This is a genomic window from Rhabdaerophilum calidifontis (assembly GCF_008641065.1).
GTDB classification, from domain to species: domain Bacteria; phylum Pseudomonadota; class Alphaproteobacteria; order Rhizobiales; family Beijerinckiaceae; genus Rhabdaerophilum; species Rhabdaerophilum calidifontis.
The window spans coordinates 538068-559226 of record NZ_VTRS01000001.1; the positions used below are offsets into that span (position 1 = coordinate 538068).

Consider the following 21159-nt stretch of genomic DNA (forward strand, 5'->3'; position numbering starts at 1 on the left):
CCTCGGGGCGCCTTATAACCCGTTATGCTGCCGAGATGCTCACGCCGCCTTCTGCTTCGGCGTGATGAGGCCGCGATTGATCAGGCATTCGGCGATCTGCACGGCGTTGAGCGCGGCGCCCTTGCGCAGATTGTCGGAGACGCACCAGAAGGCGAGGCCGTTCTCGACCGTCATGTCCTCGCGGATGCGGGAGATGTAGGTCGCGTCCTCGCCTGCGGCCTCGTGCGGGGTGATGTAGCCGCCGGGCTCGCGCTTGTCGATCACCAGCACGCCCGGCGCCTGGCGCAAAACCTCGCGCGCCTCGTCGGCGGTGATCGGCTTCTCGCATTCGATGTTCACGGCCTCGGAATGGCTGATGAAGACCGGAACGCGCACGCAGGTGGCGGTGAGCCGGATCTTCGGATCGAGGATCTTCTTGGTCTCGGCCATCATCTTCCATTCTTCCTTCGTGAACCCGTCCTCCATGAAGACATCGATATGGGGGATCAGGTTGAAGGCGATGCGCTTGGGGAACTTCTTCGTGGTCACGTCCTTGGCGGAATAGATCGCCTTGGTCTGGTCGAAGAGTTCGTCCATCCCCTCCTTGCCGGCGCCGGAGACGGATTGATAGGTCGAGACGACGACGCGCCGGATGCCGAACCGGTCATGCAGCGGCTTCAGCGCGACGACGAGCTGCGCGGTGGAGCAATTGGGGTTGGCGATGATGTTCTTCTTCGTGAATCCGCGCACGGCCTCGGCATTGACCTCCGGCACGATCAGCGGGACATCGGAATCGTAGCGCCAGGCCGAGGAATTATCGATCACCACGCAGCCCTGCGCGCCGATCCGGGGCGACCATTCCTTCGAGACCTCGCCGCCGGCCGACATCAGGCAGATATCGGTGTCGGAGAAATCGTGATGCTCCAGCACCTTCACCTTGAGCGTCCTGTCGCCGAAGGAAACCTCCTGGCCGATGGAACGCTGGGAGGCCAGCGCCACGACCTCGCTGACCGGGAAGGCCCGCTCCGCGAGAATATCCAGCATTTCGCGGCCCACATTGCCCGTAGCGCCGGCGACAGCGACCTTGTAACCCATGGTGATCATCCTTTGCGATCCTGCTCCCCCGGGAACCGCCCGGCCGCGTGAACCGGGTTCTGGCCCTATCCCCCGACCGGGGGAGGACCCGAGAGCGAGGACAAGCGTCAGCGGACGAGGCCGCCTTTGGTGGCGGTCGTCGGTTTCGTCGGTTTCGTCGGGGTCCGGAAGGACATGCGGGAAGCCGTGCTGTGACGCGATCCTCGGCGGAAAGCCGATCCGCTAGCTGAAACAGGAAGACGTTAAAAAAGTCAATTCGCCAAGCCCGCGCGCAAGCCCGCGTTTACCGTGCGGAAAGATCGCCCGCCGCCGGTAACCGGATCCTCGCCCCCGCCGCCCATTCTCGCCGGGAAGCAACGGGGAAGGCGGGGCACCCCCCGCGAGACGGGACAATGGGCGCAGCAACCGGCCTTCACGCCGGAGAACCGATCACGGCATGGCGGGGCCGCGGCGCGGCCTTCCGTCGCCTCGCCTTCGCGGCCTGGCTTATGCTTGTCACCTCTGCGCAGCTGGCGATGCACCGGCTGGCATGGCGTCTTGTCCGTGTGCGGGCGCGGTTTGCGGCGACGATCCTTGCCGCGGCCGGCCTCACCGCTTTCCTTGCAGCAACCCTGCTGCCGGATACGGAGGAGCCGTTGCGGGCGGCTTCCGTCATCGCCGTACCGGAAATGGCCACCGCGCCGGCGCCGCTCCGCCGGAGCGAGCCGGAGGCGCCGGGGCCGGTGGTGGTGCTGCCGCCCGCGCCGGAGCCATGGCGGCCCGTGCGGCGGCCGATTCCCCTCTACAACCTCGAAAGCCCGGAGATCGACCGCCTCGCCCTGCGCTATCAGGTCGAGATTCGTGGGCGCGGCGAACGGCGCGATACGCTGGCCTGGGCGTCGCGCGAGCCGGCGGCCGGCCCGGCGCTGATCGTCATCGCGGCGGAGCGCTACGAGGCCGGCGCGCCGACCGCGCGGCCCTTCTTCCCCGATCTCGCGGCGCGGGCCGCGGCGCAGGGCCTGGCGATCGAACGATTGAGCCGGACCGGCGAGATCGCGACCAAGTTCGGCGCCATGGAGATCGCCGACGCGATCCTTGATGCGGAAGGATTGCGGCTCGCCTGCCTCGCCTTCCGCCGCAACGATGCCGCCGGGCTGACGCTGGCGGGCTGGTTCTGCGGTTCGTCGCGCCGCCCGGCCGATCGGGTCGGATTCGGCTGCTTCATCGATCGTCTCGACCTCGTTGCGGCGGGGCGCGACCGGGAGCTGAAGCGGCTCTTCGCCGCCGCCGAGCGCAACCGGCGGGGCTGCGGGCAGGGCCGGGTCGGGGCGCGCAAGGCGAGTTGGCTCGACCATGAGGCGCCGGCACCGGTGCTCAAACTCACCACCCGCGCGAAATGAGCAGGCTGGTGTGAAATTGCCGATAAGGTTACTGGTCTTTAATCGGGGGCACGCTAGGGTTAACGGGAGAGATCGACAGGAGATTCCGCATGCGTGTTCTCGCCCTCGCCGCCATCCTGGCCGGCACGACCTTCGCCCTCGCGGGCGCCGCCGAGGCGCAGAGCCGCCGCGGCATCACGCTCGATGTCAAGCCGCGCTCCTGGCTCGATCCGGGCCCGGCGGTGCCGCAGCATTCGCAACAGAATTATGTCTACGACACGATGTCCTTCTCGGATACCGGCCGCTTCGGGTCGCGTGGCGGCGATTTCGGCCTGCTGCCGGACCGGTTCGCCTCCGGGCGCGGCTTCGCGTTCGAATCGCCGGTCTGGTGGAGCGTGCGCTGACGCGGTGCTTTGCGCGGGCCGTAATCCTCCGCAAGTGAACGAAAGAGGGCGCCTCCGGGCGCCCTTCGCATGTCCGGGCCGGCGAAGGCCGGCCGGTGTTTCTCAGGGAGCCGGCGCAGGCCGGCCTCCTCGGAACCGGCGCCTCAGAGCCGGCGCTTCAGCGCCGCGATGATCGCGTCGCCCATTTCCTGCGTGCCGACCGCATTGGCCCCCTTCGCAGCGATGTCGCGGGTGCGGATGCCGGCGGCGAGCACGTCGGCGATCGCCTGATCGACCATGTCCGCCGCCTCGCCGAGCCCGAAGGAATAGCGCAGCGCCATGCCGAACGAGCCGATCATGGCGATGGGGTTGGCGAGGCCCTGGCCGGCGATGTCCGGCGCGGAGCCGTGCACGGGTTCGTAGAGCGCCTTGCGCGTGCCGGTCTTCGCGTCCGGCGCGCCGAGCGAAGCCGAGGGCAGCATGCCGAGCGAGCCGGTGAGCATCGCGGCCACGTCCGAGAGCATGTCGCCGAACAGGTTGTCGCAGACGATCACGTCATATTGCTTCGGCCAGCGCACGAGCTGCATGCCGCAGGCATCGGCGAGGTGGTGCTCCAGCGCGATATCCGGATATTCCTCGGCGCCGATCTTCGTGACGATCTCCTTCCAGAGCACGCCGGAGCGCATGACATTGTGCTTCTCGCTCGACGTCACCTTCTTGCGGCGGACCTTGGCGAGGTCAAAGGCGACGCGGGCGATGCGCTCGATCTCGTGCGTGGTGTAGACCTGCGTGTCGACCGCGCGCTTCTCGCCGTTCTCCAGCGTCACGATCTCCTTCGGCTCGCCGAAATAGACGCCGCCGGTGAGCTCCCGCACGATCATGATGTCGAGCCCCTCGATCACCTCGCGCTTCAGGGAGGAGGCATCGGCGAGGGCCGGATAGCAGACGGCAGGGCGGAGATTGGCGAACAGGCCGAGATCCTTGCGGAGCCGGAGCAACCCGGCCTCGGGGCGGTGCTCGTAGGGAACCTTCGCCCATTTCGGCCCGCCCACGGCGCCGAACAGCACGGCATCGGCGGCGAGCGCGTTTCTCATCGCCGCTTCGGTGATCGCGACGCCATGGGCGTCATAGGCCGCGCCGCCGACGAGATCGGTCTCGGTCTCGAACCGGGCTATGCCCGCCGCGCCGAGAAGCGATGCGACCTTCCCCACCTCCGCCATCACTTCGGGGCCGATCCCGTCGCCGGGGAGCAGGAGAAGGTTGAACGAGGCCATGGGAAACCCTTTGCTGGTTATCGCCGGGCGCTATCGGCCGGGCGGACCGGCGTTGACTACAAAACGCGAAATGTCGCCGCAAGGGGCTTGGCAAGGGGCTTGTCGCAGCCGGAATGCCGCGACGTTTACCGGGGGCCAAGGGTTTGGCGCTAGCCTCGCCCGCCTCGATGCCGGAAGGAGAGCCATGCGTCCCGCCGCCGAACCATCCCGCGCCCGGCGCGCCTTCCTCGCGGGTTTCGCGACGGCCTGCGGGCTTGGTGCGCTCGCCGCGCTTGCCGCACTGAGCCTCGATCCCTTGCAGCCGCGCCACGGGGAGGCCATGACGATCCGCGCCCCGCTCGGTGAATACGGCGACCAGAAGATCGTCTATCACGTCTCGACCAAGGGATCCTGGCGCGACCGAGAGGCAGAGGCCTGGCGGCTCGTCGCGGTGGTCAACAACCATCTCAACGCCATCGAGCCGAACGAAGCGGATCTGCGCATCCTGTTCCAGGGCGATGGGGTCGATGCGCTGCGCCGCGCGAAGGCCAATCCACGGCTTGCCGCCGCCTTCGCGGCCTTGAAGACGCGCGGCGTCAAGTTCCGCATCTGTGCCAACACGCTGGAGGCCTATCATCTCGGCCTCGAGACGCTCTGGGGCGCGAGCGAGGGCGATCTCGTCCAGGCGGCGGTGGCGGAACTGATCCATCTCCAGAAGCAGGGCTTCGGCTATATCAAGTTCTGAGCCCTGATGCCGGGCGCGCCGGCGCGGTGGCTCAACGCAGGGCGTCGAACACCTTGCCGCCGGGCCGCCCGGTCTGCGGCATGCCGAGCCGAGCCTCGACATCCTTGATCGCGGCGCGCGTCAGCGCGCCGATGGCGCCATCCGGCTTGCCGACATCGTAGCCGCGGCGGATCAGCCGCTCCTGCAATTCCTTGCGCTCGGCCCGCGAGAGGCCGCGATCGTCGGTTGGCCAGGGCGTGCGGATGCCCGACCCGCCGCGCAGCCGGTCCGAGAGCACGGAGATCGCCAGCGCGTAGCTTTCGGCGGCATTGTAGGCATAGGCGGCGTCGAAGTTCCGCGTGACGAGGAAGGCCGGGCCATTGCGCCCGGCCGGCAGCAGCAGCCCGGCCGCAGGCAGGCCGGCGAGCGCCGTGCCGTCCACGCGGGTGATGCCGCGTCCGGCCCAGCTTTCGAGCGGCTGCTTCGCCGTGCGGCCCGAGGGGCCGGCATAGCCTGCCGGCAGCCTGACCTCGTATCCCCAGCGCGCGCCGGTGATCCACCCGGATTTCTTGAGATAGTTCGCGGTCGAGGCCAGCGCGTCGGGGATGGAATCGACGAGATCGCGCCGTCCGTCGCCGTCGAAATCGACCGCGAGGCGGAGATAGGTGGAGGGAATGAACTGGGTATGGCCGAAGGCGCCGGCCCAGGAGCCCCTGAGCTTCTCCGGCGCGATATCGCCGCGCTGGACGATCTTCATCGTCGAGATCAGTTCGCCGCGGAAGAATTCACGCCGGCGCGTGCCGAAGCAGGCGGCGGTGGACAGCGCCTGCGGCAGCGACCAGCGCCCGCCGATCTGGCCGAAATCGCTCTCGACACCCCAGACCGCGACCACCGCGTGGCGATCGACGCCGTAGGCGCTTTCGATTCGCGCCAGCACCTCGGCATGCTTGCGGAGCATGGCGCGCCCCTCGGCCACTTTCTGCTCGTCGACCAGGGTCGCGAGATAATCCCAGATCGGCGTCTTGAATTCCGGCTGGGAATTCATCAGTTCGACGATCTTCATGTCCGGCTCGACCCCGGCCATCATCCGGTCGAAGGTCGCGGCCGAGATGCCCTGACCGAGCGCGTGGCTTCTCAGCCCGGCGACGCAGCCGGCGAAATCGGCGCGCGCGGGTGCCCCCGCCAGGATGAGAAGGGGCAGGGCGAGAAGGGGCAGGGCAGGGCGCGCGCGCATCGGAGGCTCCATCGCAATGCGCGCAAGATTAGGCCGGGATGGTTAACCAACGTCAACCATCCGTTGCGCGTCGATGCGCCTTGAACGCCCCTGCCGCCGCGGGCGCGCGGCTTCAAAGCCAGGGCCGTTCCGATTTTGCCTTCAGCTCGTAGCCGGCAATGGCCGTGGCCTTCTCCATGGTGAGCCCGATATCGTCGAGGCCCTCCAGCAGGCATTTCTTGCGGAACGGGTCGATCTCGAAACGGATCACCCCGCCATCCGGGCCGCGGATTTCCTGTGCCTCGAGATCGACGGTGAGGGTGGCGTTCGCGCCGCGATCGGCATCGTCGAACAGCTTGTCGAGATCCTCGGGGCTGACGATGATCGGCAGGATGCCGTTCTTGAAGCAATTGTTGTAGAAGATGTCGGCGAAGCTCGTGGAGATCACGCAGCGGATGCCGAAATCGAGCAGCGCCCAGGGCGCGTGCTCGCGGCTGGAGCCGCAGCCGAAATTGTCGCCCGCGATCAGGATCTCGCTCTTGCGATAGGCCGGCTTGTTGAGCACGAAATCCGGGTTCTCGTTACCCTGCTCGTCATAGCGCATCTCGAAGAACAGCGATTTGCCGAGGCCGGTGCGCTTGATCGTCTTCAGGAACTGCTTGGGGATGATCATGTCGGTGTCGACATTGACCACCTTCATCGGCGCGGGCGTCGAGGTGAGCTTGGTGAAGGGCTGCATGGCGTGAACTCCTCGTTTCCCGTGTAGCGCAACCGGCCGGCGATTCAAGCGCCACGCATCGGCGACGAAGCCCCCGGCGCTGCTTGCGCTGGACAGGAGGCGCATGCCCCGGCATGACCGGGCGGACCATCGCCAGCAGGGCAAGGCGGTTGCGCCGGGATTCGCCTGCCGCCATCGGCCCCGGACGGAGGGATCATGACCCGCGGTTTCGACAGCGTCCCGCGCGAATTGGTGGCGCGGCTGACGCGCGACCTTCAGGGCGAGCGCATCCTCTGGGCCGGGCAGCCCTCGCCGCGCGCCGCCTTCTGGGCGGGCGCGCCGATCTGGCTCTTCGCGATCCCCTGGCTCGCCTTCTCGCTCGGCTGGGAGGCGATCGCGCTCGCCGCCTATTTCGGCACGGATCTCGGCAAGACGCCGGGCGGGGCCGGTCTCATGGCGGCCATCTTCCCGCTCTTCGGCATCCCCTTCGTGCTGATCGGGATCGGCCTCGTCGGCAAGCCGTTCTGGAACGCGTGGCGCGCGCGCCGCAGCGTGCATGTGCTGACGGACAAGCGTCTCGTGACCGCCCGGCTGCGTGGGAGCGCGCTGGAGGTCGATTCGATCGCGCCGGGGCGCATCATGGCGATTTCCCGGCTCGAGGGCCGGGAGGGCATCGGCACGCTGACCTTCTCGCTGGGCGCCTTCCGCGATTCCGACGGCGATCCGGTCGAGAAGCGCGAGAGCTGGGTCGGCGTCGCGGATGTGAAGACGCTGGAGGACCGGCTGCGTCAGATCATGGCAGGAGGCGGGGCCTGACCGCCCCGCTGGCGTCGGCATGTTATCGAACCGTCATACAAGCCCCATAGCCGGGCGGGATGAGACCTTCTCCCACGCCCGGCCTGCGCGCGCTTTTCGGCGGCTTCGACAATCCCGTGATCCTTGCGCTCGGTCTGACGCAGACGATCGGCTATGGCTCGCTCTATTATGGCTATGGGGTGCTCGCCCCGGCGATCGCCCGCGAATTCGGCGTCGGGGGCGACGTGTTCTTCGGTGCATTCACGATCGAGCTGCTGCTCGGCGGCCTGGTGGCGCCGCGTGTCGGGCGTGAACTCGACCGGCGCGGCGCGCGCGCGGTGATGACCTTCGGCTCGGTCCTGGCAGCTCTGGCGTTGTGCGCCTGCGCGCTGGCGTCGTCGATCTGGCTGTTTTCCGCCGCGCTCATCCTCGCCGAGGCCGCGGCCTGCCTCGTGCTCTACGAGGCGGCGTTCGCCGGGCTCACGCAGATCTACCGGCATGCGGCGCGACGCGGGATCACGCTGGTGACGCTGATGGCCGGCTTCGCCTCGACGGTCTTCTGGCCGCTGACACAGGCGCTGCTCGCCGCGCTCGACTGGCGGATGACCTTTCTGGCCTTCGCCGCGCTCAACCTCGCGATCTGCGCGCCGCTGCATTTTCTGGCGCTGCGCGGCGCCACGTCTGCCGCGATGCGGGCCGCCGCCGCCCATGCCGAGGCCGCGCCAAGCGAGGAGCCGCCTCGCTTCGAGGGCGCGGAGCGGCGGCGCGCGCTGCTTCTCTACGGTGCGGCGATCGTGATCTCCGGGCTCGTCTTCGCGGCCTTTCCGATCCACATGCTGCGCATCATCGAGAACGAGGGGTTTTCGGCAGAGCAGGCGGCGCTGATCGCCATGGTGATGGGGCCAGCCCAGGTGGCCGCGCGGATCGTCGAGGTCGCCGGCGGGGCGCGCTTCGATCCGCTGATGACGGGCCGTGTGGCGCTGGGATCGCTGGTTGCGGCGGTGGCGCTGCTCCTCGCGACGCCGAGTTCGACCGCGAGCGCGCTTGTCTTTGCAGCCCTTTACGGGATCGCGCAGGGGCTGATCACCATCGCGCGCGGCACGGTGCCGCTCCAGCTCTTCGGCGTGACGGGCTATGCGACGCTTGTGGGGCGGATCACCGGCTGGCGCTTCCTCGCCAACGCGTTCAGTCCGTTCCTCTTCGCAGCGGCGATGACGCATATCGGCGTCGATCCGGCGCTGTGGGTTTCCGCGCTCTGCGCCGCGCTCGCCTTCGGCGCGTTCCTGCTGCTTCGGCCGCCGCGCGCGGGGTGAAGCCCCGCTTCAGGGGATCGCCGAGATCAGCAGGAAGACGACGAAAATCACGAGATGGATCGCGCCGTGCAGCGCGGTGGTGCGGCCGGTGCCGAGCGTCAGCGTGCTGACGAACAGGGTCATGACGAGCAGCGTCATGCCCGAGGGCGAGACGCCGAGATCCAGCGGCTTCGCCAGCGTGACCGCGAGCACGCCGACGGTGGGAACGGTGAGCCCGATGCTGGCGATGGCCGAGCCTATCGCGAGGTTGATGCTGTTCTGAAGGCGGTTGCGCAGCGCCGATTTCGTCGCGGCGATGCCTTCCGGGAGCAGCACGATCGTCGCGATGACGACGCCGACGAAGGCCTTGGGCAGGCCGGAGGCGGCGATCGTGCGGTCGAGCGGGGCGGAAAGCACCTTCGCGAGCAGGATCACCGCCGTGAGCGCCAGGATCAGCAGCGCGAGGCTTGCCGCCGCCACGGCGGCCTTCGGCCGCTCCGATGGGCTTTCATCCGCCTGCGCGTCGAGGAAATAATCCCGGTGGCGGATCGTCTGCGCGAGAACGAAGGCCCCCCAGAGGAACAGCGAGAGCGCCCCGACGACCAGAACCTGGATGCTCGAATAGGCCGGCCCCGGCGCCGAGAGCGTGAAGTTCGGCAGGATCAGGGTGATCGCGGCCAGTGTTCCCAGCACCGCCAGCGCCGAGGCTGCGCCCTGGAGCTGGAAAAGCTGCTCGTGATGGCGTTGGCCGCCGAGCAGCAGGCAGAGGCCGATCACCCCGTTGAGCACGATCATCACCGCGGCGAAGACAGTGTCGCGCGCGACGCCTTCCGCCCCCTCCGCGCCGGAGAGCATGATCGAGACGATCAGCCCGACCTCGATGATCGTCACGGCCACCGCGAGCAGGATCGAGCCGAAGGGCTCGCCGAGCCGCAGGGCCAGGATCTCGGCGTGATGGACGGCGGCGAACACCGCCGCGCCGAGCAGCAGCGCCGCCAGCGCCAGAACCGCCGGGTGCTCCGGCGGCACGAGATGGGCGAATTTCGCCGCGAGCAGCCCCATGGCGGCGGCGGGCGCGAGCCATGTCCAATGGGGATTCGTCGGGGAATGTCCGGCCATCCTGCTTCCATTCTGTTGCTGCGATCATCGCGCGGGCGAGCTTAGCAAAGCCGGGCCGCCTGTCGAAGGCCGCCGGTCTGGGTTCATATGGAAAATCAGCCGGCATGGCGCCGGAGCAGATCGAGCAGCGCCGGGTGATCGCCATAGGCGACATTGACACGTATCGCCGGGCGGTAGCCGACGCGGTCGCGGCAGAAGAGGCTGCCCGGCGCGAGAAAGATTCCTTGCGCCGATGCCTCGCCGGCCAGGGCGAGATCGTCGAGCCCCGCCGGCAGCCCGCACCAGAGGTAATAGCCGCCGGCCGGGGGGGCAAAATCCGCAAAGCCGATCCGCCGCAGCGCCGCCATCGTCGCCGCCGTCGCATGGGCGACGCGGTCGGTGAGGCGGCGGAGATGGCGGCGATAATGCCCCTCGGCGATCAGATCATGGATCAGGCGCTCGACATGGCCGGAACTGTTGACGACGCTCAGCATCTTGATGTCGGTGAGCGAGGCGATGAGCCGGGGATCGGCGGCGAGGAAGCCGCTGCGCAGGCTCGCGGACAGCGTCTTCGAGAAGGTGCAGACATAGACGACACGCGCGAGCTGATCGAGGGCGGCGAGGCGGGGCGCAAGCGCCGGCAGGATATCGGCGAAAGGATCATCCTCCACGACCAGGAAGCCGTATCGGTCGGCGATGCGCAGCAGGCGGTGCATCGCTGCCAGGCTCATCGAGGTGCCGGTCGGGTTATGGGCCAGCGCCTGGGTGAAATAGAGCTTCGGCCGCGTCTCGGCGGCGCGCGCCTCCAGCGCGTCGAGATCCGGCCCCTCCGTCCCACGCGCGACCGGCACGATCGCCGCCCGCGCGAGCAGCAGCTTGCCGAACAGGGGATAATAGCCGGGGCTGTCGACCAGCACCGCGTCGCCCGGTTCGAGGAAATGCCGGATCACCAGATCGAGCCCGTGATTGGCGCCGAACGTGGTCAGGATCTGGTCCGGCCCGGCGGCGATGCCGCGTTCGATCAGCATCTGCGCAAGGCGGGCGCGCAGGGGCTCGTAGCCCTGCGGCGTGCCGTAGCCGTGGTCCGGCGGCGCGTCGCCCCGCTTCCGGCGCGGATGCAGATGCCGGCCGAGTTCGGAGCCGTCGGTCCAGTCCGAGGGGGGGCGTCCGTCGCCGACCCGCACGGCGTAATGCTTGTCGAGCTGCTCGCGCAGCAGGGAGACATGGTCGGTCGCCTCGGCGATCAGCATCGGCCGCGGATTGGCGGGCGGCTTGCGGGCCGTCGCGACGAAGAAGCCCGATCCCGCGCGCGAGACCAGGGTTCCGGCGGCGACGAGACGCTCGTAGGCCTCGACGATCGTGTTCTTCGAAACCCCGTATTCGCGCGCCGCGGCGCGGACGGAGGCGATGCGCATTCCCGGCGCGAGATGCCCTTCCGCGATCAGCCGGCTGATCGCCGCAACGACGCGCTCGATCCGTGTCATGCCGAGAATGCTCCCTTCTGTGCCTATCGTTCCAAGGGGACAGTATGGGATCGATCCTGTCAAACCGTACCTTGAATTGTCCCCAAACCTGCCGCAGGTTCCACGCAATCAAGGCGGCCGGAGCGAAGGCTGCGCCCATGAGGAAGTGCTTATGCGAGGACGTGCCTGATGACGGTTCCGGCCGAAAACACCACCATGCGCGCGCTTTCGTCGCGCCTTGAGAATTTCCGCAATCTCGACCCCGCCGAGCGGCTCGACAGGCTCGCCGAGGCGGCCGGGCTCTCGCCGGCCGACCGTGCGCTCCTCGCCGCGCCCGGCGCGCTGCCGCTCGCCCGTGCCAACGGCATGATCGAGAACGTGATCGGCACCTTCGAATTGCCGCTCGGCGTCGCGACCAATTTCCAGATCAACGGCCGCGATTATCTGGTGCCGATGGCGGTGGAGGAACCGTCCGTCGTCGCGGCCGCCTCCTACATGGCGCGGATCGCGCGCGGCTGCGGCGGGTTCGAGACGTCGAGTTCCCTGCCGCTGATGCGCGCGCAGGTGCAGGTCATCGGCATTACCGATCCGCATGGCGCGCGGCTGAAGCTGTTCCAGGCGCGCGAGGAGATCCTCGCCGCCGCCAATTCCCGCGACAGGATGCTGGTCAGCCTCGGCGGCGGCTGCCGCGATATCGAGGTGCATGTGTTCCCGCAGACGCCGCGCGGCGCCATGGTGGTGATGCACCTGATCGTCGATGTCCGCGACGCGATGGGCGCCAACACGGTCAACACCATGGCCGAGACGGTGGCGCCGATCGTCGCGCGGGTGACCGGCGGCGAGGTGCGCCTGCGGATCCTGTCCAACCTCGCCGATCTCCGGCTGGCCCGTGCCCGCGTCAGCCTGACCCCGGAAGCCCTCGCAACGCGGGATTTCTCCGGCGAGCGGATGATCAAGGGCATTCTCGACGCCTATACCTTCGCGGCGGTCGATCCCTACCGCGCCGCCACCCACAACAAGGGCATCATGAACGGTATCGACCCGGTCGTGGTCGCGACCGGCAATGATTGGCGGGCGATCGAGGCCGGCGCACATGCCTTCGCGGCCCGCTCGGGCAGCTATACCTCGCTCACCGCCTGGGAGCGGGCGCAGGACGGCCGGCTCGTCGGAACGCTCGAAATGCCGATGGCGCTCGGCCTCGTCGGCGGCGCGACGAAGACGCATCCGCTGGCGCAGCTTGCGCTGCGCATCCTTGGCGTCCGTTCGGCGCAGGAACTGGCGGAGGTCACGGTCGCGGTCGGGCTGGCGCAGAACATGGCGGCGCTGCGCGCGCTGGCGACGGAAGGCATCCAGCGCGGCCATATGGCGCTGCATGCGCGCAATATCGCGATCGTCGCTGGCGCCACCGGCGCGGAGATCGATGCGGTCGCTGCCGAACTTGCCGCCAGCCACGATGTCCGCGCCGACAAGGCGAAGGAGATTCTCGCCCGTCTGCGCGGCGCCTGACAATGAACCTGCCCGACAAGAACGATTAAAACCGGAGGAAAGCATGACGATCGATCGCCGCCACCTGATCAAGACCGCCGGCGCCGCCGCGCTCGGCGCGCCGCTCGCGACGCCGGCCCTCGCACAGAGCGCCGTGAAATGGCGCATGCAGGCGCTTTGGGACCCCGGCACCACGCCGCAGAAATTCGAGGAGCGGTTCGTCAAGCGCGTCAGCGATCTCACCGGCGGCAAGTTCACCATCGAGCTTTTCGCGGGCGGCCAGCTCATCCCGGCGCCGCAGGCCTTCGATGCGGTGCGCGGCGGCGCGCTCGAAATGATGAAGACCTTCGACGGCTACGAGGCCGGCAAGATCCCGGCCTTCGCCTTCACCTCGACCGTGCCGTTCGGCTTCCCCGAATCCGAGCAGTTCGAGGCCTGGTTCTACGAGATGGGCGGGCTCGATCTTGCGCGCGAGGCCTATGCGCCGGCCGGGCTGTTCTACATCGCGCCGACCGTCTACGGCCAGGAGCCGCTGCATTCCAAGGTGCCGATCGCGAAGATCGCCGATCTCGCCGGCAAGAAGGGCCGCTTCGTCGGCCTGGCCTCGGCGGTGATGGCGGCGTTCGGGGTTTCGGTCGCGCCGCTGCCGACGAGCGAGGTCTATTCGGCGCTCGACAAGGGCGTGATCGATCTTGCCGATCGCGGCGACCTGACCGCGAATTTCGAGGCCGGCCTCGCCGAGGTCGCGAAATTCGTGATCCTGCCCGGCATCCACCAGCCGACGACCGCCACCTCCTATGTCGCGAATCGCGGCGCCTACGAGAAGCTGCCGGCGGAATTCAAGGCGGCGCTCGCGGTGGCGGCGCGCGAGATCTCGGCCGCGCTCCGGCAGCATATCCTGGTGCAGGATGCGCAGGTCCTGCCGAAATATGTCGCGAAGGGCTGCACCATCCAGCGCTTCGATGCCGCCGACATCGCCGCGAACCGGCCGAAGGCCGTCGCCGCCTGGCAGAGCGCCACGAAGGACAATCCGCTCGCGAAGAAGATCCTCGAAAGCCAGATGGGCTTCATGAAATCGCTCGGCGTGCTGGGCTGATCCCTTGAGGACTGGGTGGCGGGGAGCGATCTCCGCCACCGGTTTTCCCTTTCCGCAAGGAAACCGCATGCCTCCGCTCGTCTCGCTATTCGTGGGCGCCGTCACGACGCTCAACCGCGCAGCCTTTCATGGCGCCGGGCTGCTGATCTACGCGATCGTGCCAATCATGCTGATCGATGTCGTGATGCGCTATGCCTTCAACAGCCCGACCGATTGGGGCATGGAACTCGCGGTGCTGCTGTTCGGGCCGTATTTCCTGCTCGCCGGCCCCTATGTTCTGCATCTCAAGGGCCATGTGGCGATGGATATCCTGCGCCAGCGGCTCTCAATGCGCGCCAACCGGCTCTTCGAACTGGTGAACATCCCGATCATCATCGCCTTCGCGGCGATCCTGCTCAGCTATTCGCTGCCGCTGGCGATCGATTCGTTCAACTACCGCGAAACCTCGTTCTCGGCCTGGAACCCGCCGATCTGGTGGGTGAAGGCGGCGGTGCCGCTGGCGCTGGCGCTGCTGATGCTCCAGGCGGCTGCGGAATTCCTGCGGGTGCTGTTCCGCGACCCCGCGCTCGAGGCGCATCCCCATGGCTGAGCCGTTTCTCGGATCGACCGGCATCCTCATCGTGATGTTCGGCGGGCTGACCCTGTTCATGATGACGGGGCTGCCGATCGCTTTCGTGCTCGGCGGGCTGTCGCTGATCATCGCGGTGACGCTGTGGAACCCGCAATCCGTCATCCTGCTGGTGCTGCAGATCTTCGACACGATGAAATCGGAGGCGCTGCTCGGCATCCCGCTCTACATCCTCATGGCGGCCTTGCTCTCGCGCTCGGGGGTGATCGAGAAGCTCTACCGCGCCATGGAATTGTGGTTCGGGCGGCTCCGGGGCGGGCTCGCGGTCGGCACGGTGGTGATCTGCGTCATCATGGCGGCGATGACCGGCGTGGTCGGCGCGGCGGTGACGGCGATGGGCATGCTGGCGCTGCCGGAAATGCTGCGCCGGCGCTATTCTCCCGAACTCGCGACCGGGACGATCTGCGCGGCCGGCACGCTCGGCATCCTGATCCCGCCCTCGGTGCTCACCATCGTCTATGCGGTGACGGCGCAGGTTTCGATCGGCAAGATGCTGATCGCCGGCATCGTGCCGGGGATCATGCTGGCGACGCTGTTCATCGGCTATATTCTCGTGCTGTCCTGGCTCAGGCCGGAGGTCGCGCCGCTTGCGGATGATTTCGAGCCGGCGCCGCTCGGCGCGCGGCTTGCCGCGCTCGGGGCGCTGATCCTGCCGAGCCTGATCATCGTGCTCATTCTCGGCTCGATCTTCCTCGGCGTCGCGACGCCGACGGAGGCCGCCGCCGTCGGCGTGCTCGGGGCGATGGCCGCGGCGCTCATCGAGGGGCGGCTTACGCGGGAGACGCTCGCCTCCTCGGCCTTCGACACGGTGAAGGCCACCGCGATGATCCTGTGGATCACCATCGGCGCCAAGGCCTATGTCGCGATCTTCACCGGATTGGGGGGCGCGGACGCGCTGCTCGGCTTCATCAAGGGGCTCGACGTCGCGCCGATGCTGATCCTCGCCGTGATGATGCTGATCCTGATCTTTCTCGGCACCGTGCTGGACGAGATCGGCATCATCCTGCTCACGGTGCCGGTCTTCCTGCCGATCGTGAAGTTTCTCGGCTTCGACGAGATCTGGTTCGGCGTGCTCTACGCGATCACGATCCAGATGGGCTATATCTCGCCGCCCTTCGGCTACACGCTGTTCTACATGAAGGGCACGCTGCCGCCCGGCATGTCGATGGGGGTCGTCTATCGCGGGATCACGCCCTTCATGCTGCTTCAGGGGGTCGGCCTGCTGCTTGCCATGGCCTTCCCGGCGCTGATGACGGTGCTGCCGGCGCTGATGGTGAAATAGGCTGATGGATGCGGCGGTGATCGTCGAGGTCGGCCCGCGCGACGGGCTCCAGAACGAACCGGGCTTCGTCGCGACCGCTGACAAGCTGGCGCTGATCGGGCGCCTCGCCGCCAGCGGCCTGAGCCGGATCGAGGCGACGGCTTTCGTCGCGCCGAAATGGGTGCCGCAGATGGCGGACCATGACGCGGTGATGCGCGGCGTGCCGCGGCGCGCCGGCCTCGTCTATTCGGCGCTGGTGCCGAACGTGCAGGGCGCTGCGGCGGCCATCGCGGCCGGCGCGGACGAACTCGCGATCTTCACCGCCGCCTCCGAGAGTTTTTGCCGGCGCAATATCAATTGCACGATCGCCGAAAGCCTCGAGCGCTTCCGCCCGGTAATGGCGCTTGCGGCCGAGCACGGCCTGCCGGTGCGCGGCTATGTCTCCTGCGTGACCGATTGCCCCTATGAGGGCGCCGTCGCTCCGGCGGCGGTCACGCGGGTGGCGCTGGCCCTGCGCGACCTCGGCTGCACCGAGATTGCGCTCGGCGAGACGCTCGGCCGCGCGGAACCGGGCCGTGTCGCGGCGCTGGTCGCGGATGTCGCCGCTTCGCTTCCGCCGGAGCGGCTGGCGGGGCATTTCCACGATACCGGCGGGCAGGCGCTGGCGAGCATCGATGTCTGCCTTGCGCATGGCATCCGCGTCTTCGACGCCGCGGCGGCCGGGCTCGGCGGCTGCCCCTACGCGCCTGGCGCCAAGGGCAATGTCGCGACCGGGCGGGTGGCGCGGCATCTCGCGGCGCGCGGCTTCAGGACGGGGATCGACGCGGAACGCCTCGCCGAGGCGGAGGCCTTCGCGGCCGCCCTCCGCGGCGCGGGCTGAGCGTGGCGTTCAGCCCGCCTCGGCCTCGATGCGCTCCATATCGGCGTCCGAGAGCCCGAAATGATGGCCGATCTCGTGCACCAGCACATGGGTGATGACGCTGCCGAGGGTTTCCTCGTTCTCGGCCCAGTAATCGAGAATCGGGCGGCGGTAGAGCCAGATCATGTTCGGCCCCTCGCCGGTCTCGGGCACGGCGCCGGCTTCGGTGAGGCCACGGCCATGGAACAGGCCGAGAATGTCGAACGGACTTTCGAGTTCCATCGCCTCGATCACCTCGTCATCGGGAAAATCCTCGACCCGGACGACGACCTGGCCGCAGAGATTGCGGAAATGCTCGGGGAGCTGGGTGAAGGCATCCTCCGCCATGGCCTCGAAATCCTCGAGGGTCGGGGCCTGCATCGGCGCCCAGGAGGCAGCGGGAAAACGCGCGGTGGCCATCGTCTTGCTCAAGGCATCCGTTCCAGAACCAGCGGCCAGGCGGCCGGTCGCGGCGGGCGGGGCCCTCCCGCTCACCACCATCTCAACTGATGGCCGAAATACCAGACGAGCGCGACAAAGGCGATGGCCGAAAGCGCGCGGCCGAGGCGCCTCGCCCAGATCTCGACCCTGTCGCCGGGCTCGTCATCCCCGGATCGGGAATCCCTGGCGGCGAAATGATCCGCCGCCCGCGCGAGCGAGGAGGAGAGGAAGCCGCCGGAATCATCATGCTTCGGCGGCTCGGGCATCTCACCCCACCGTCCGGATATCCACGAACCGCCCGGCGATCGCTGCTGCGGCCGCCATTTGCGGCGAGACGAGATGGGTGCGGCCCTTGAAGCCCTGACGGCCCTCGAAATTGCGGTTCGAGGTCGAGGCGCAGCGCTGGCCGGGCTTCAGCTGGTCCGGGTTCATGCCGAGGCACATCGAGCAGCCCGGCTCCCGCCACTGGAAGCCGGCGGCGATGAAGACCTGATCGAGCCCTTCCGCCTCGGCCTGCTCCTTCACGAGGCCGGAGCCCGGCACTACCATGGCGTAATCCAGCCGGTCGGAGATGCGCTTGCCTTCGAGGATCTTGGCGGCGGCGCGCAGATCCTCGATGCGGCCATTGGTGCACGAGCCGATCCAGACCACGTCGAGCTCGATGTCGGTGATTTTGGTTCCCGGCGTCAGCCCCATATAGGCCAGCGCGCGCAACTTGGATTCGCGCTTCACCTCGTCGGCGATCGTGGAGGGATCCGGCACGGTGCCGGTGATCGAGACGACGTCTTCCGGGCTCGTGCCCCAGGAGACGATCGGCGGCAGATTGTCGGCATCGAGCGTGACGACACGGTCGAAATGCGCGCCGTCATCCGTGCGCAGCGTGTCCCAATAGCGGCAGGCCGCGTCCCAGGCCGCACCCTTCGGCGCCTTCGGGCGATCTTTGAGATAGGCGTAGGTCTTGGCATCCGGCGCGATCAGCCCGGCGCGGGCGCCGCCCTCGATCGACATGTTGCACACCGTCATGCGGCCTTCCATCGACAGCGCCTCGATGGCCGAGCCCGCATATTCGATCACCGAACCGGTGCCGCCAGCCGTACCGATCTCGCCGATGATGGCGAGCACGATATCCTTCGCCGTGACGCCGGATTGCAGGCTGCCCCGGACCTCGACCTTCATGTTGCGGGCCTTCTTCTGGATCAGCGTCTGGGTGGCGAGCACATGCTCGACCTCCGAGGTGCCGATGCCATGGGCCAGCGCGCCGAATGCGCCATGGGTCGAGGTGTGGCTGTCGCCGCAGACGATGGTGGTGCCCGGCAGGGTGAAGCCCTGTTCCGGGCCGATGACATGAACGATGCCCTGGCGCTTGTCGCGCTCGGAATAATATTCCAGGCCGAAGGCGCGGGCATTCTCGGCGAGCGTCTCCACCTGGATCCGGCTCTCCTCCTCCGCGATGCCCTTGGAGCGATCGGAGGTCGGCACGTTGTGATCGACGACGGCGAGCGTCTTCTCCGGCGCGCGCACCTTGCGGCCCGTCATGCGCAGGCCCTCGAAGGCCTGGGGGGAGGTCACCTCGTGCACGAGGTGGCGGTCAATGTAGAGAAGGCACGTGCCGTCGGGCTGCCGGTCGACCACATGGTCGTCGAAAATCTTGTCGTAGATCGTCTTCGGAGCGCTCATCGTGCTGTCATCTCGTCTTGGCCTGTCGCTTTGGCTGTCATCCCAGCCCGGCCGATCCGGCCCGTTTACGGGAAAGACGCGCGCGTTTCCAGCCTCTTGTTGCCGCGGCACCACCGCTGCGCCCAACCGTGATGCAAATTGAGGGATCGCCTATTCCCTCGGGAAAGAACGGTGTATAAGCCCGCCGCTTTCGTCCGCCCGGAAGGGGGGCGGGGCTCCGGCCCGGCCGCCGCCGGTTCGGCACAGAGCAGGAAGCCGCCGTGTTCGGCCGCCTTGGAGCTCGATCATGACCGTCACCGCTTCGACCGAGCCCGCGGCCTCGTCCTCCTCCCCGCAAGACGGCGGCACGCCGGAGCATGCGCCGCAGGGCGGCGGCTTCCGGCGCAATCTCGCGCTGGCGGTGGGCTCGGTCGGTGTCGTCTACGGCGATATCGGCACGAGCCCGCTCTACGCGCTCAAGGAATCGATCCACCATGTCGCCTATGACGGGCTGACGCGGGCCGAGGTGATCGGCGTCGTCTCGCTGCTGATCTGGGCCGTGATCGTGGTGGTAACGCTGAAATACGTCGTGCTCATCATGCGTGCCGACAACAAGGGCGAGGGCGGCACGCTCTCGCTGATGGCGCTGGCGCAGAAGGCGGTCGGCCGCCGCTCGCTGCCGATCTTCCTGCTCGGCGTCATGGGCGCTGCGCTGTTCTACGGCGATTCGATCATCACTCCGGCCATTTCGGTGCTCTCGGCGGTCGAGGGGCTGAAGCTGGTGACGCCGGTCTTCGCCGACCAGTGGAACGTGATCCTGCTCGCCATCGCCATCCTGATCGCGCTCTTCTTCGTGCAGAGCCGCGGCACGGCGGGGGTTGCGGTGTTCTTCGGCCCCATCATGGTGCTCTGGTTCGGCGTGCTCGCCTTTCTCGGCCTCATCCACATCAACGACGATCTCGGCATCCTCGCCGCCTTCAACCCGCTGCATGCGGCGGAATTCATCGGCAATCACGGGATCGTCGGGCTGATCGTCCTCGGCTCGGTCTTCCTCGCGGTCACCGGCGCCGAGGCGCTCTATGCCGATATGGGGCATTTCGGCCGCTTCCCCATCCGCGCGGCGTGGCTCTTCTTCGTCTTCCCGGCGCTGGTGCTCAATTATCTCGGGCAGGGCGCCTTCGTCCTGAAGAATATCGGCGACGAGAAATCCGTCGCCAACCCGTTCTTCCTGCTGGCGCCGGAATGGGGCGTGCTGCCGCTGGTCATCCTGTCCGGCGTTGCGACCATCATCGCCAGCCAGGCGGTGATCACCGGTGCCTTCTCGCTCACCCAGCAGGCGGTGCAGCTCGGCCTGCTGCCGCGCATCGAGATCCGCCACACCTCGGAGACCCAGCACGGGCAGATCTACATTCCGCAGGTCAACCGCATGCTGGCGCTGGGCGTCATCGCGCTGGTGCTGTCCTTCAAGACCTCGAGCGCGCTGGCCTCGGCCTACGGAATCGCGGTGACCGGGGCGATGCTCGCCGATACCGGGCTGTTCTTCGTCGTCGCCTATCATGTCTGGAAATGGGATCGCTGGCAGGTGGCGCTGTTCGGCATCCCCTTCCTGGCGGTCGATCTGATCTTCTTCGGCGCCAATTGCCTCAAGATCCCCGAGGGCGCCTATCTGCCGCTCATCTTCGGCGCGGTGCTGATCGTGACCATGTGGACCTGGGTGCGCGGAACCCGGATCGTCTACGACAAGTCGCGGCGCGATTCGGTGCCTTTGCCCGATCTCGTGAAGATGCTCGAGAAATCGAAGCCGGTCCGCGTGGCGGGCACCGCCGTCTTCCTGACAAGCGACCCGGAGACGGCACCCGGCGCCCTGCTGCACAATCTCAAGCACAACAAGGTGCTCCACAAGCGCAACATCATCCTCACCATCCACACGGCGGATACGCCGCGCGTGACCGATTCCGAGAAGCTGACGGTCGAGGATCTCAGCGAGGACGTGAAGCGGATCATCGTCCGCGTCGGCTATATGGAAAGCCCGCGCGTGCCGCATTTCCTGGCGCTCGCACGCCGGCGCGGGCTCGATTTCGACATCATGCAGACCTCGTTCTTCCTCGGCAAGCGGACGATCAAGGCGGCGGCCAGTTCCGGCATGCCGCTCTGGCAGGACAATCTCTTCATCTTCCTGTCGCGCACGGCGGCGAACGCCACGGACTTCTTCCACATCCCTACCGGCCGCGTCGTCGAGCTCGGCGCGCAGGTCACGGTCTGACGCCGCGGGCCGCCTTGCCTTCGCGGCCGGGGCTTGCCAGTCTCGCGCTCGGGAAGGAGA

Annotated in this window: 20 protein-coding genes; 11 read left to right on the forward strand and 9 right to left on the reverse strand. The window is 67.9% G+C overall.

Annotated elements, in window-relative coordinates:
- Positions 1 to 39 precede the first annotated feature (39 nt).
- On the reverse strand, positions 40 to 1074 hold the full coding sequence (locus tag FWJ24_RS02600; protein ID WP_150286206.1) for an aspartate-semialdehyde dehydrogenase: 1035 nt from the start codon (positions 1072 to 1074) through the stop codon (positions 40 to 42).
- Between the two features lie 488 nt (positions 1075 to 1562).
- Between FWJ24_RS02600 and FWJ24_RS02605 the strand changes: the two genes are divergently transcribed.
- Both FWJ24_RS02605 and FWJ24_RS02610 read left to right on the forward strand, forming a co-directional pair.
- On the forward strand, positions 1563 to 2453 hold the full coding sequence (locus FWJ24_RS02605) for a hypothetical protein (protein WP_150286207.1): 891 nt from the start codon (positions 1563 to 1565) through the stop codon (positions 2451 to 2453).
- A gap of 89 nt (positions 2454 to 2542) precedes the next feature.
- Positions 2543 to 2836, forward strand: coding sequence for a hypothetical protein (locus FWJ24_RS02610; protein WP_150286208.1), 294 nt, complete (start codon positions 2543 to 2545; stop codon positions 2834 to 2836).
- Positions 2837 to 2979: 143 nt separating this feature from the next.
- Here the strand turns inward: FWJ24_RS02610 and leuB are convergent, their stop codons facing one another.
- Positions 2980 to 4089 carry a 3-isopropylmalate dehydrogenase gene (gene leuB, locus FWJ24_RS02615; RefSeq protein WP_150286209.1) on the reverse strand — a complete coding sequence of 370 codons (1110 nt, stop codon included), beginning with the start codon at positions 4087 to 4089 and terminating at the stop codon, positions 2980 to 2982.
- 184 nt (positions 4090 to 4273) lie between these two features.
- Between leuB and FWJ24_RS02620 the strand changes: the two genes are divergently transcribed.
- On the forward strand, positions 4274 to 4813 hold the full coding sequence (locus tag FWJ24_RS02620) for a DsrE family protein (RefSeq protein ID WP_166443563.1): 540 nt from the start codon (positions 4274 to 4276) through the stop codon (positions 4811 to 4813).
- A 31-nt stretch (positions 4814 to 4844) separates the two neighbouring features.
- Here the strand turns inward: FWJ24_RS02620 and FWJ24_RS02625 are convergent, their stop codons facing one another.
- Complete coding sequence (locus tag FWJ24_RS02625; protein WP_150286211.1) at positions 4845 to 6026, reverse strand: lytic murein transglycosylase; 1182 nt, start codon at positions 6024 to 6026, stop codon at positions 4845 to 4847.
- A 112-nt stretch (positions 6027 to 6138) separates the two neighbouring features.
- Entirely contained in the window at positions 6139 to 6744 is a 606-nt protein-coding gene (gene leuD / locus FWJ24_RS02630) for a 3-isopropylmalate dehydratase small subunit (protein WP_150286212.1), read from the reverse strand.
- A gap of 195 nt (positions 6745 to 6939) precedes the next feature.
- On the opposite strand from leuD, the gene FWJ24_RS02635 reads away from it, so the two are divergent.
- Both FWJ24_RS02635 and FWJ24_RS02640 read left to right on the forward strand, forming a co-directional pair.
- Entirely contained in the window at positions 6940 to 7539 is a 600-nt protein-coding gene (locus tag FWJ24_RS02635) for a hypothetical protein (RefSeq protein ID WP_150286213.1), read from the forward strand.
- A 59-nt stretch (positions 7540 to 7598) separates the two neighbouring features.
- Complete coding sequence (locus tag FWJ24_RS02640; RefSeq protein ID WP_150286214.1) at positions 7599 to 8831, forward strand: MFS transporter; 1233 nt, start codon at positions 7599 to 7601, stop codon at positions 8829 to 8831.
- 9 nt (positions 8832 to 8840) lie between these two features.
- Here the strand turns inward: FWJ24_RS02640 and FWJ24_RS02645 are convergent, their stop codons facing one another.
- The gene (locus FWJ24_RS02645; protein WP_150286215.1) at positions 8841 to 9929 is read right to left on the reverse strand and encodes a calcium:cation antiporter; all 1089 of its coding nucleotides are present in this window, start codon (positions 9927 to 9929) and stop codon (positions 8841 to 8843) included.
- Between the two features lie 95 nt (positions 9930 to 10024).
- Positions 10025 to 11392, reverse strand: a complete 1368-nt coding sequence (locus FWJ24_RS02650; protein WP_150286216.1) for an aminotransferase-like domain-containing protein — start codon at positions 11390 to 11392, stop codon at positions 10025 to 10027.
- A gap of 168 nt (positions 11393 to 11560) precedes the next feature.
- On the opposite strand from FWJ24_RS02650, the gene FWJ24_RS02655 reads away from it, so the two are divergent.
- The 5 genes from FWJ24_RS02655 (at position 11561) to FWJ24_RS02675 (ending at position 16721) form a co-directional block, all read left to right on the forward strand.
- Positions 11561 to 12877: a hydroxymethylglutaryl-CoA reductase, degradative gene (locus FWJ24_RS02655; RefSeq protein ID WP_206110766.1), complete on the forward strand. Its 1317-nt coding sequence runs from the start codon at positions 11561 to 11563 to the stop codon at positions 12875 to 12877.
- Positions 12878 to 12920: 43 nt separating this feature from the next.
- Positions 12921 to 13952 (forward strand): TRAP transporter substrate-binding protein DctP, encoded by a 1032-nt coding sequence (dctP, locus tag FWJ24_RS02660; RefSeq protein ID WP_150286217.1) that lies wholly within the window; start codon positions 12921 to 12923, stop codon positions 13950 to 13952.
- A 67-nt stretch (positions 13953 to 14019) separates the two neighbouring features.
- Complete coding sequence (locus tag FWJ24_RS02665; RefSeq protein WP_150286218.1) at positions 14020 to 14541, forward strand: TRAP transporter small permease subunit; 522 nt, start codon at positions 14020 to 14022, stop codon at positions 14539 to 14541.
- Positions 14534 to 15862: a TRAP transporter large permease gene (locus tag FWJ24_RS02670; RefSeq protein WP_150286219.1), complete on the forward strand. Its 1329-nt coding sequence runs from the start codon at positions 14534 to 14536 to the stop codon at positions 15860 to 15862. The genes FWJ24_RS02665 and FWJ24_RS02670 overlap by 8 nt, the downstream gene beginning before the upstream one ends.
- A gap of 4 nt (positions 15863 to 15866) precedes the next feature.
- Positions 15867 to 16721, forward strand: a complete 855-nt coding sequence (locus tag FWJ24_RS02675; RefSeq protein ID WP_150286220.1) for a hydroxymethylglutaryl-CoA lyase — start codon at positions 15867 to 15869, stop codon at positions 16719 to 16721.
- A 9-nt stretch (positions 16722 to 16730) separates the two neighbouring features.
- Here the strand turns inward: FWJ24_RS02675 and FWJ24_RS02680 are convergent, their stop codons facing one another.
- The 3 genes from FWJ24_RS02680 to leuC form a co-directional block, all read right to left on the reverse strand.
- Positions 16731 to 17159: a metallopeptidase family protein gene (locus tag FWJ24_RS02680; protein WP_206110789.1), complete on the reverse strand. Its 429-nt coding sequence runs from the start codon at positions 17157 to 17159 to the stop codon at positions 16731 to 16733.
- Between the two features lie 71 nt (positions 17160 to 17230).
- Complete coding sequence (locus FWJ24_RS02685; protein WP_150286221.1) at positions 17231 to 17446, reverse strand: hypothetical protein; 216 nt, start codon at positions 17444 to 17446, stop codon at positions 17231 to 17233.
- A gap of 1 nt (position 17447) precedes the next feature.
- Complete coding sequence (leuC, locus tag FWJ24_RS02690; RefSeq protein ID WP_150286222.1) at positions 17448 to 18857, reverse strand: 3-isopropylmalate dehydratase large subunit; 1410 nt, start codon at positions 18855 to 18857, stop codon at positions 17448 to 17450.
- 286 nt (positions 18858 to 19143) lie between these two features.
- Here leuC and FWJ24_RS02695 point away from each other — a divergent pair, with 286 nt between their 5' ends.
- The gene (locus FWJ24_RS02695; RefSeq protein ID WP_150286223.1) at positions 19144 to 21099 is read left to right on the forward strand and encodes a potassium transporter Kup; all 1956 of its coding nucleotides are present in this window, start codon (positions 19144 to 19146) and stop codon (positions 21097 to 21099) included.
- Positions 21100 to 21159 lie beyond the last annotated feature (60 nt).

Coding starts and splice junctions, on each gene's coding strand:
- FWJ24_RS02600 (WP_150286206.1), bottom strand. CDS start 1,074: ATGGGTTACAAGGTCGCTGTCGCCGGCGCTACGGGCAATGTGGGCCGC.
- FWJ24_RS02605 (WP_150286207.1), top strand. CDS start 1,563: ATGCTTGTCACCTCTGCGCAGCTGGCGATGCACCGGCTGGCATGGCGT.
- FWJ24_RS02610 (WP_150286208.1), top strand. CDS start 2,543: ATGCGTGTTCTCGCCCTCGCCGCCATCCTGGCCGGCACGACCTTCGCC.
- leuB (WP_150286209.1), bottom strand. CDS start 4,089: ATGGCCTCGTTCAACCTTCTCCTGCTCCCCGGCGACGGGATCGGCCCC.
- FWJ24_RS02620 (WP_166443563.1), top strand. CDS start 4,274: ATGCGTCCCGCCGCCGAACCATCCCGCGCCCGGCGCGCCTTCCTCGCG.
- FWJ24_RS02625 (WP_150286211.1), bottom strand. CDS start 6,026: ATGCGCGCGCGCCCTGCCCTGCCCCTTCTCGCCCTGCCCCTTCTCATC.
- leuD (WP_150286212.1), bottom strand. CDS start 6,744: ATGCAGCCCTTCACCAAGCTCACCTCGACGCCCGCGCCGATGAAGGTG.
- FWJ24_RS02635 (WP_150286213.1), top strand. CDS start 6,940: ATGACCCGCGGTTTCGACAGCGTCCCGCGCGAATTGGTGGCGCGGCTG.
- FWJ24_RS02640 (WP_150286214.1), top strand. CDS start 7,599: ATGAGACCTTCTCCCACGCCCGGCCTGCGCGCGCTTTTCGGCGGCTTC.
- FWJ24_RS02645 (WP_150286215.1), bottom strand. CDS start 9,929: ATGGCCGGACATTCCCCGACGAATCCCCATTGGACATGGCTCGCGCCC.
- FWJ24_RS02650 (WP_150286216.1), bottom strand. CDS start 11,392: ATGACACGGATCGAGCGCGTCGTTGCGGCGATCAGCCGGCTGATCGCG.
- FWJ24_RS02655 (WP_206110766.1), top strand. CDS start 11,561: ATGACGGTTCCGGCCGAAAACACCACCATGCGCGCGCTTTCGTCGCGC.
- dctP (WP_150286217.1), top strand. CDS start 12,921: ATGACGATCGATCGCCGCCACCTGATCAAGACCGCCGGCGCCGCCGCG.
- FWJ24_RS02665 (WP_150286218.1), top strand. CDS start 14,020: ATGCCTCCGCTCGTCTCGCTATTCGTGGGCGCCGTCACGACGCTCAAC.
- FWJ24_RS02670 (WP_150286219.1), top strand. CDS start 14,534: ATGGCTGAGCCGTTTCTCGGATCGACCGGCATCCTCATCGTGATGTTC.
- FWJ24_RS02675 (WP_150286220.1), top strand. CDS start 15,867: ATGGATGCGGCGGTGATCGTCGAGGTCGGCCCGCGCGACGGGCTCCAG.
- FWJ24_RS02680 (WP_206110789.1), bottom strand. CDS start 17,159: ATGGCCACCGCGCGTTTTCCCGCTGCCTCCTGGGCGCCGATGCAGGCC.
- FWJ24_RS02685 (WP_150286221.1), bottom strand. CDS start 17,446: ATGCCCGAGCCGCCGAAGCATGATGATTCCGGCGGCTTCCTCTCCTCC.
- leuC (WP_150286222.1), bottom strand. CDS start 18,857: ATGAGCGCTCCGAAGACGATCTACGACAAGATTTTCGACGACCATGTG.
- FWJ24_RS02695 (WP_150286223.1), top strand. CDS start 19,144: ATGACCGTCACCGCTTCGACCGAGCCCGCGGCCTCGTCCTCCTCCCCG.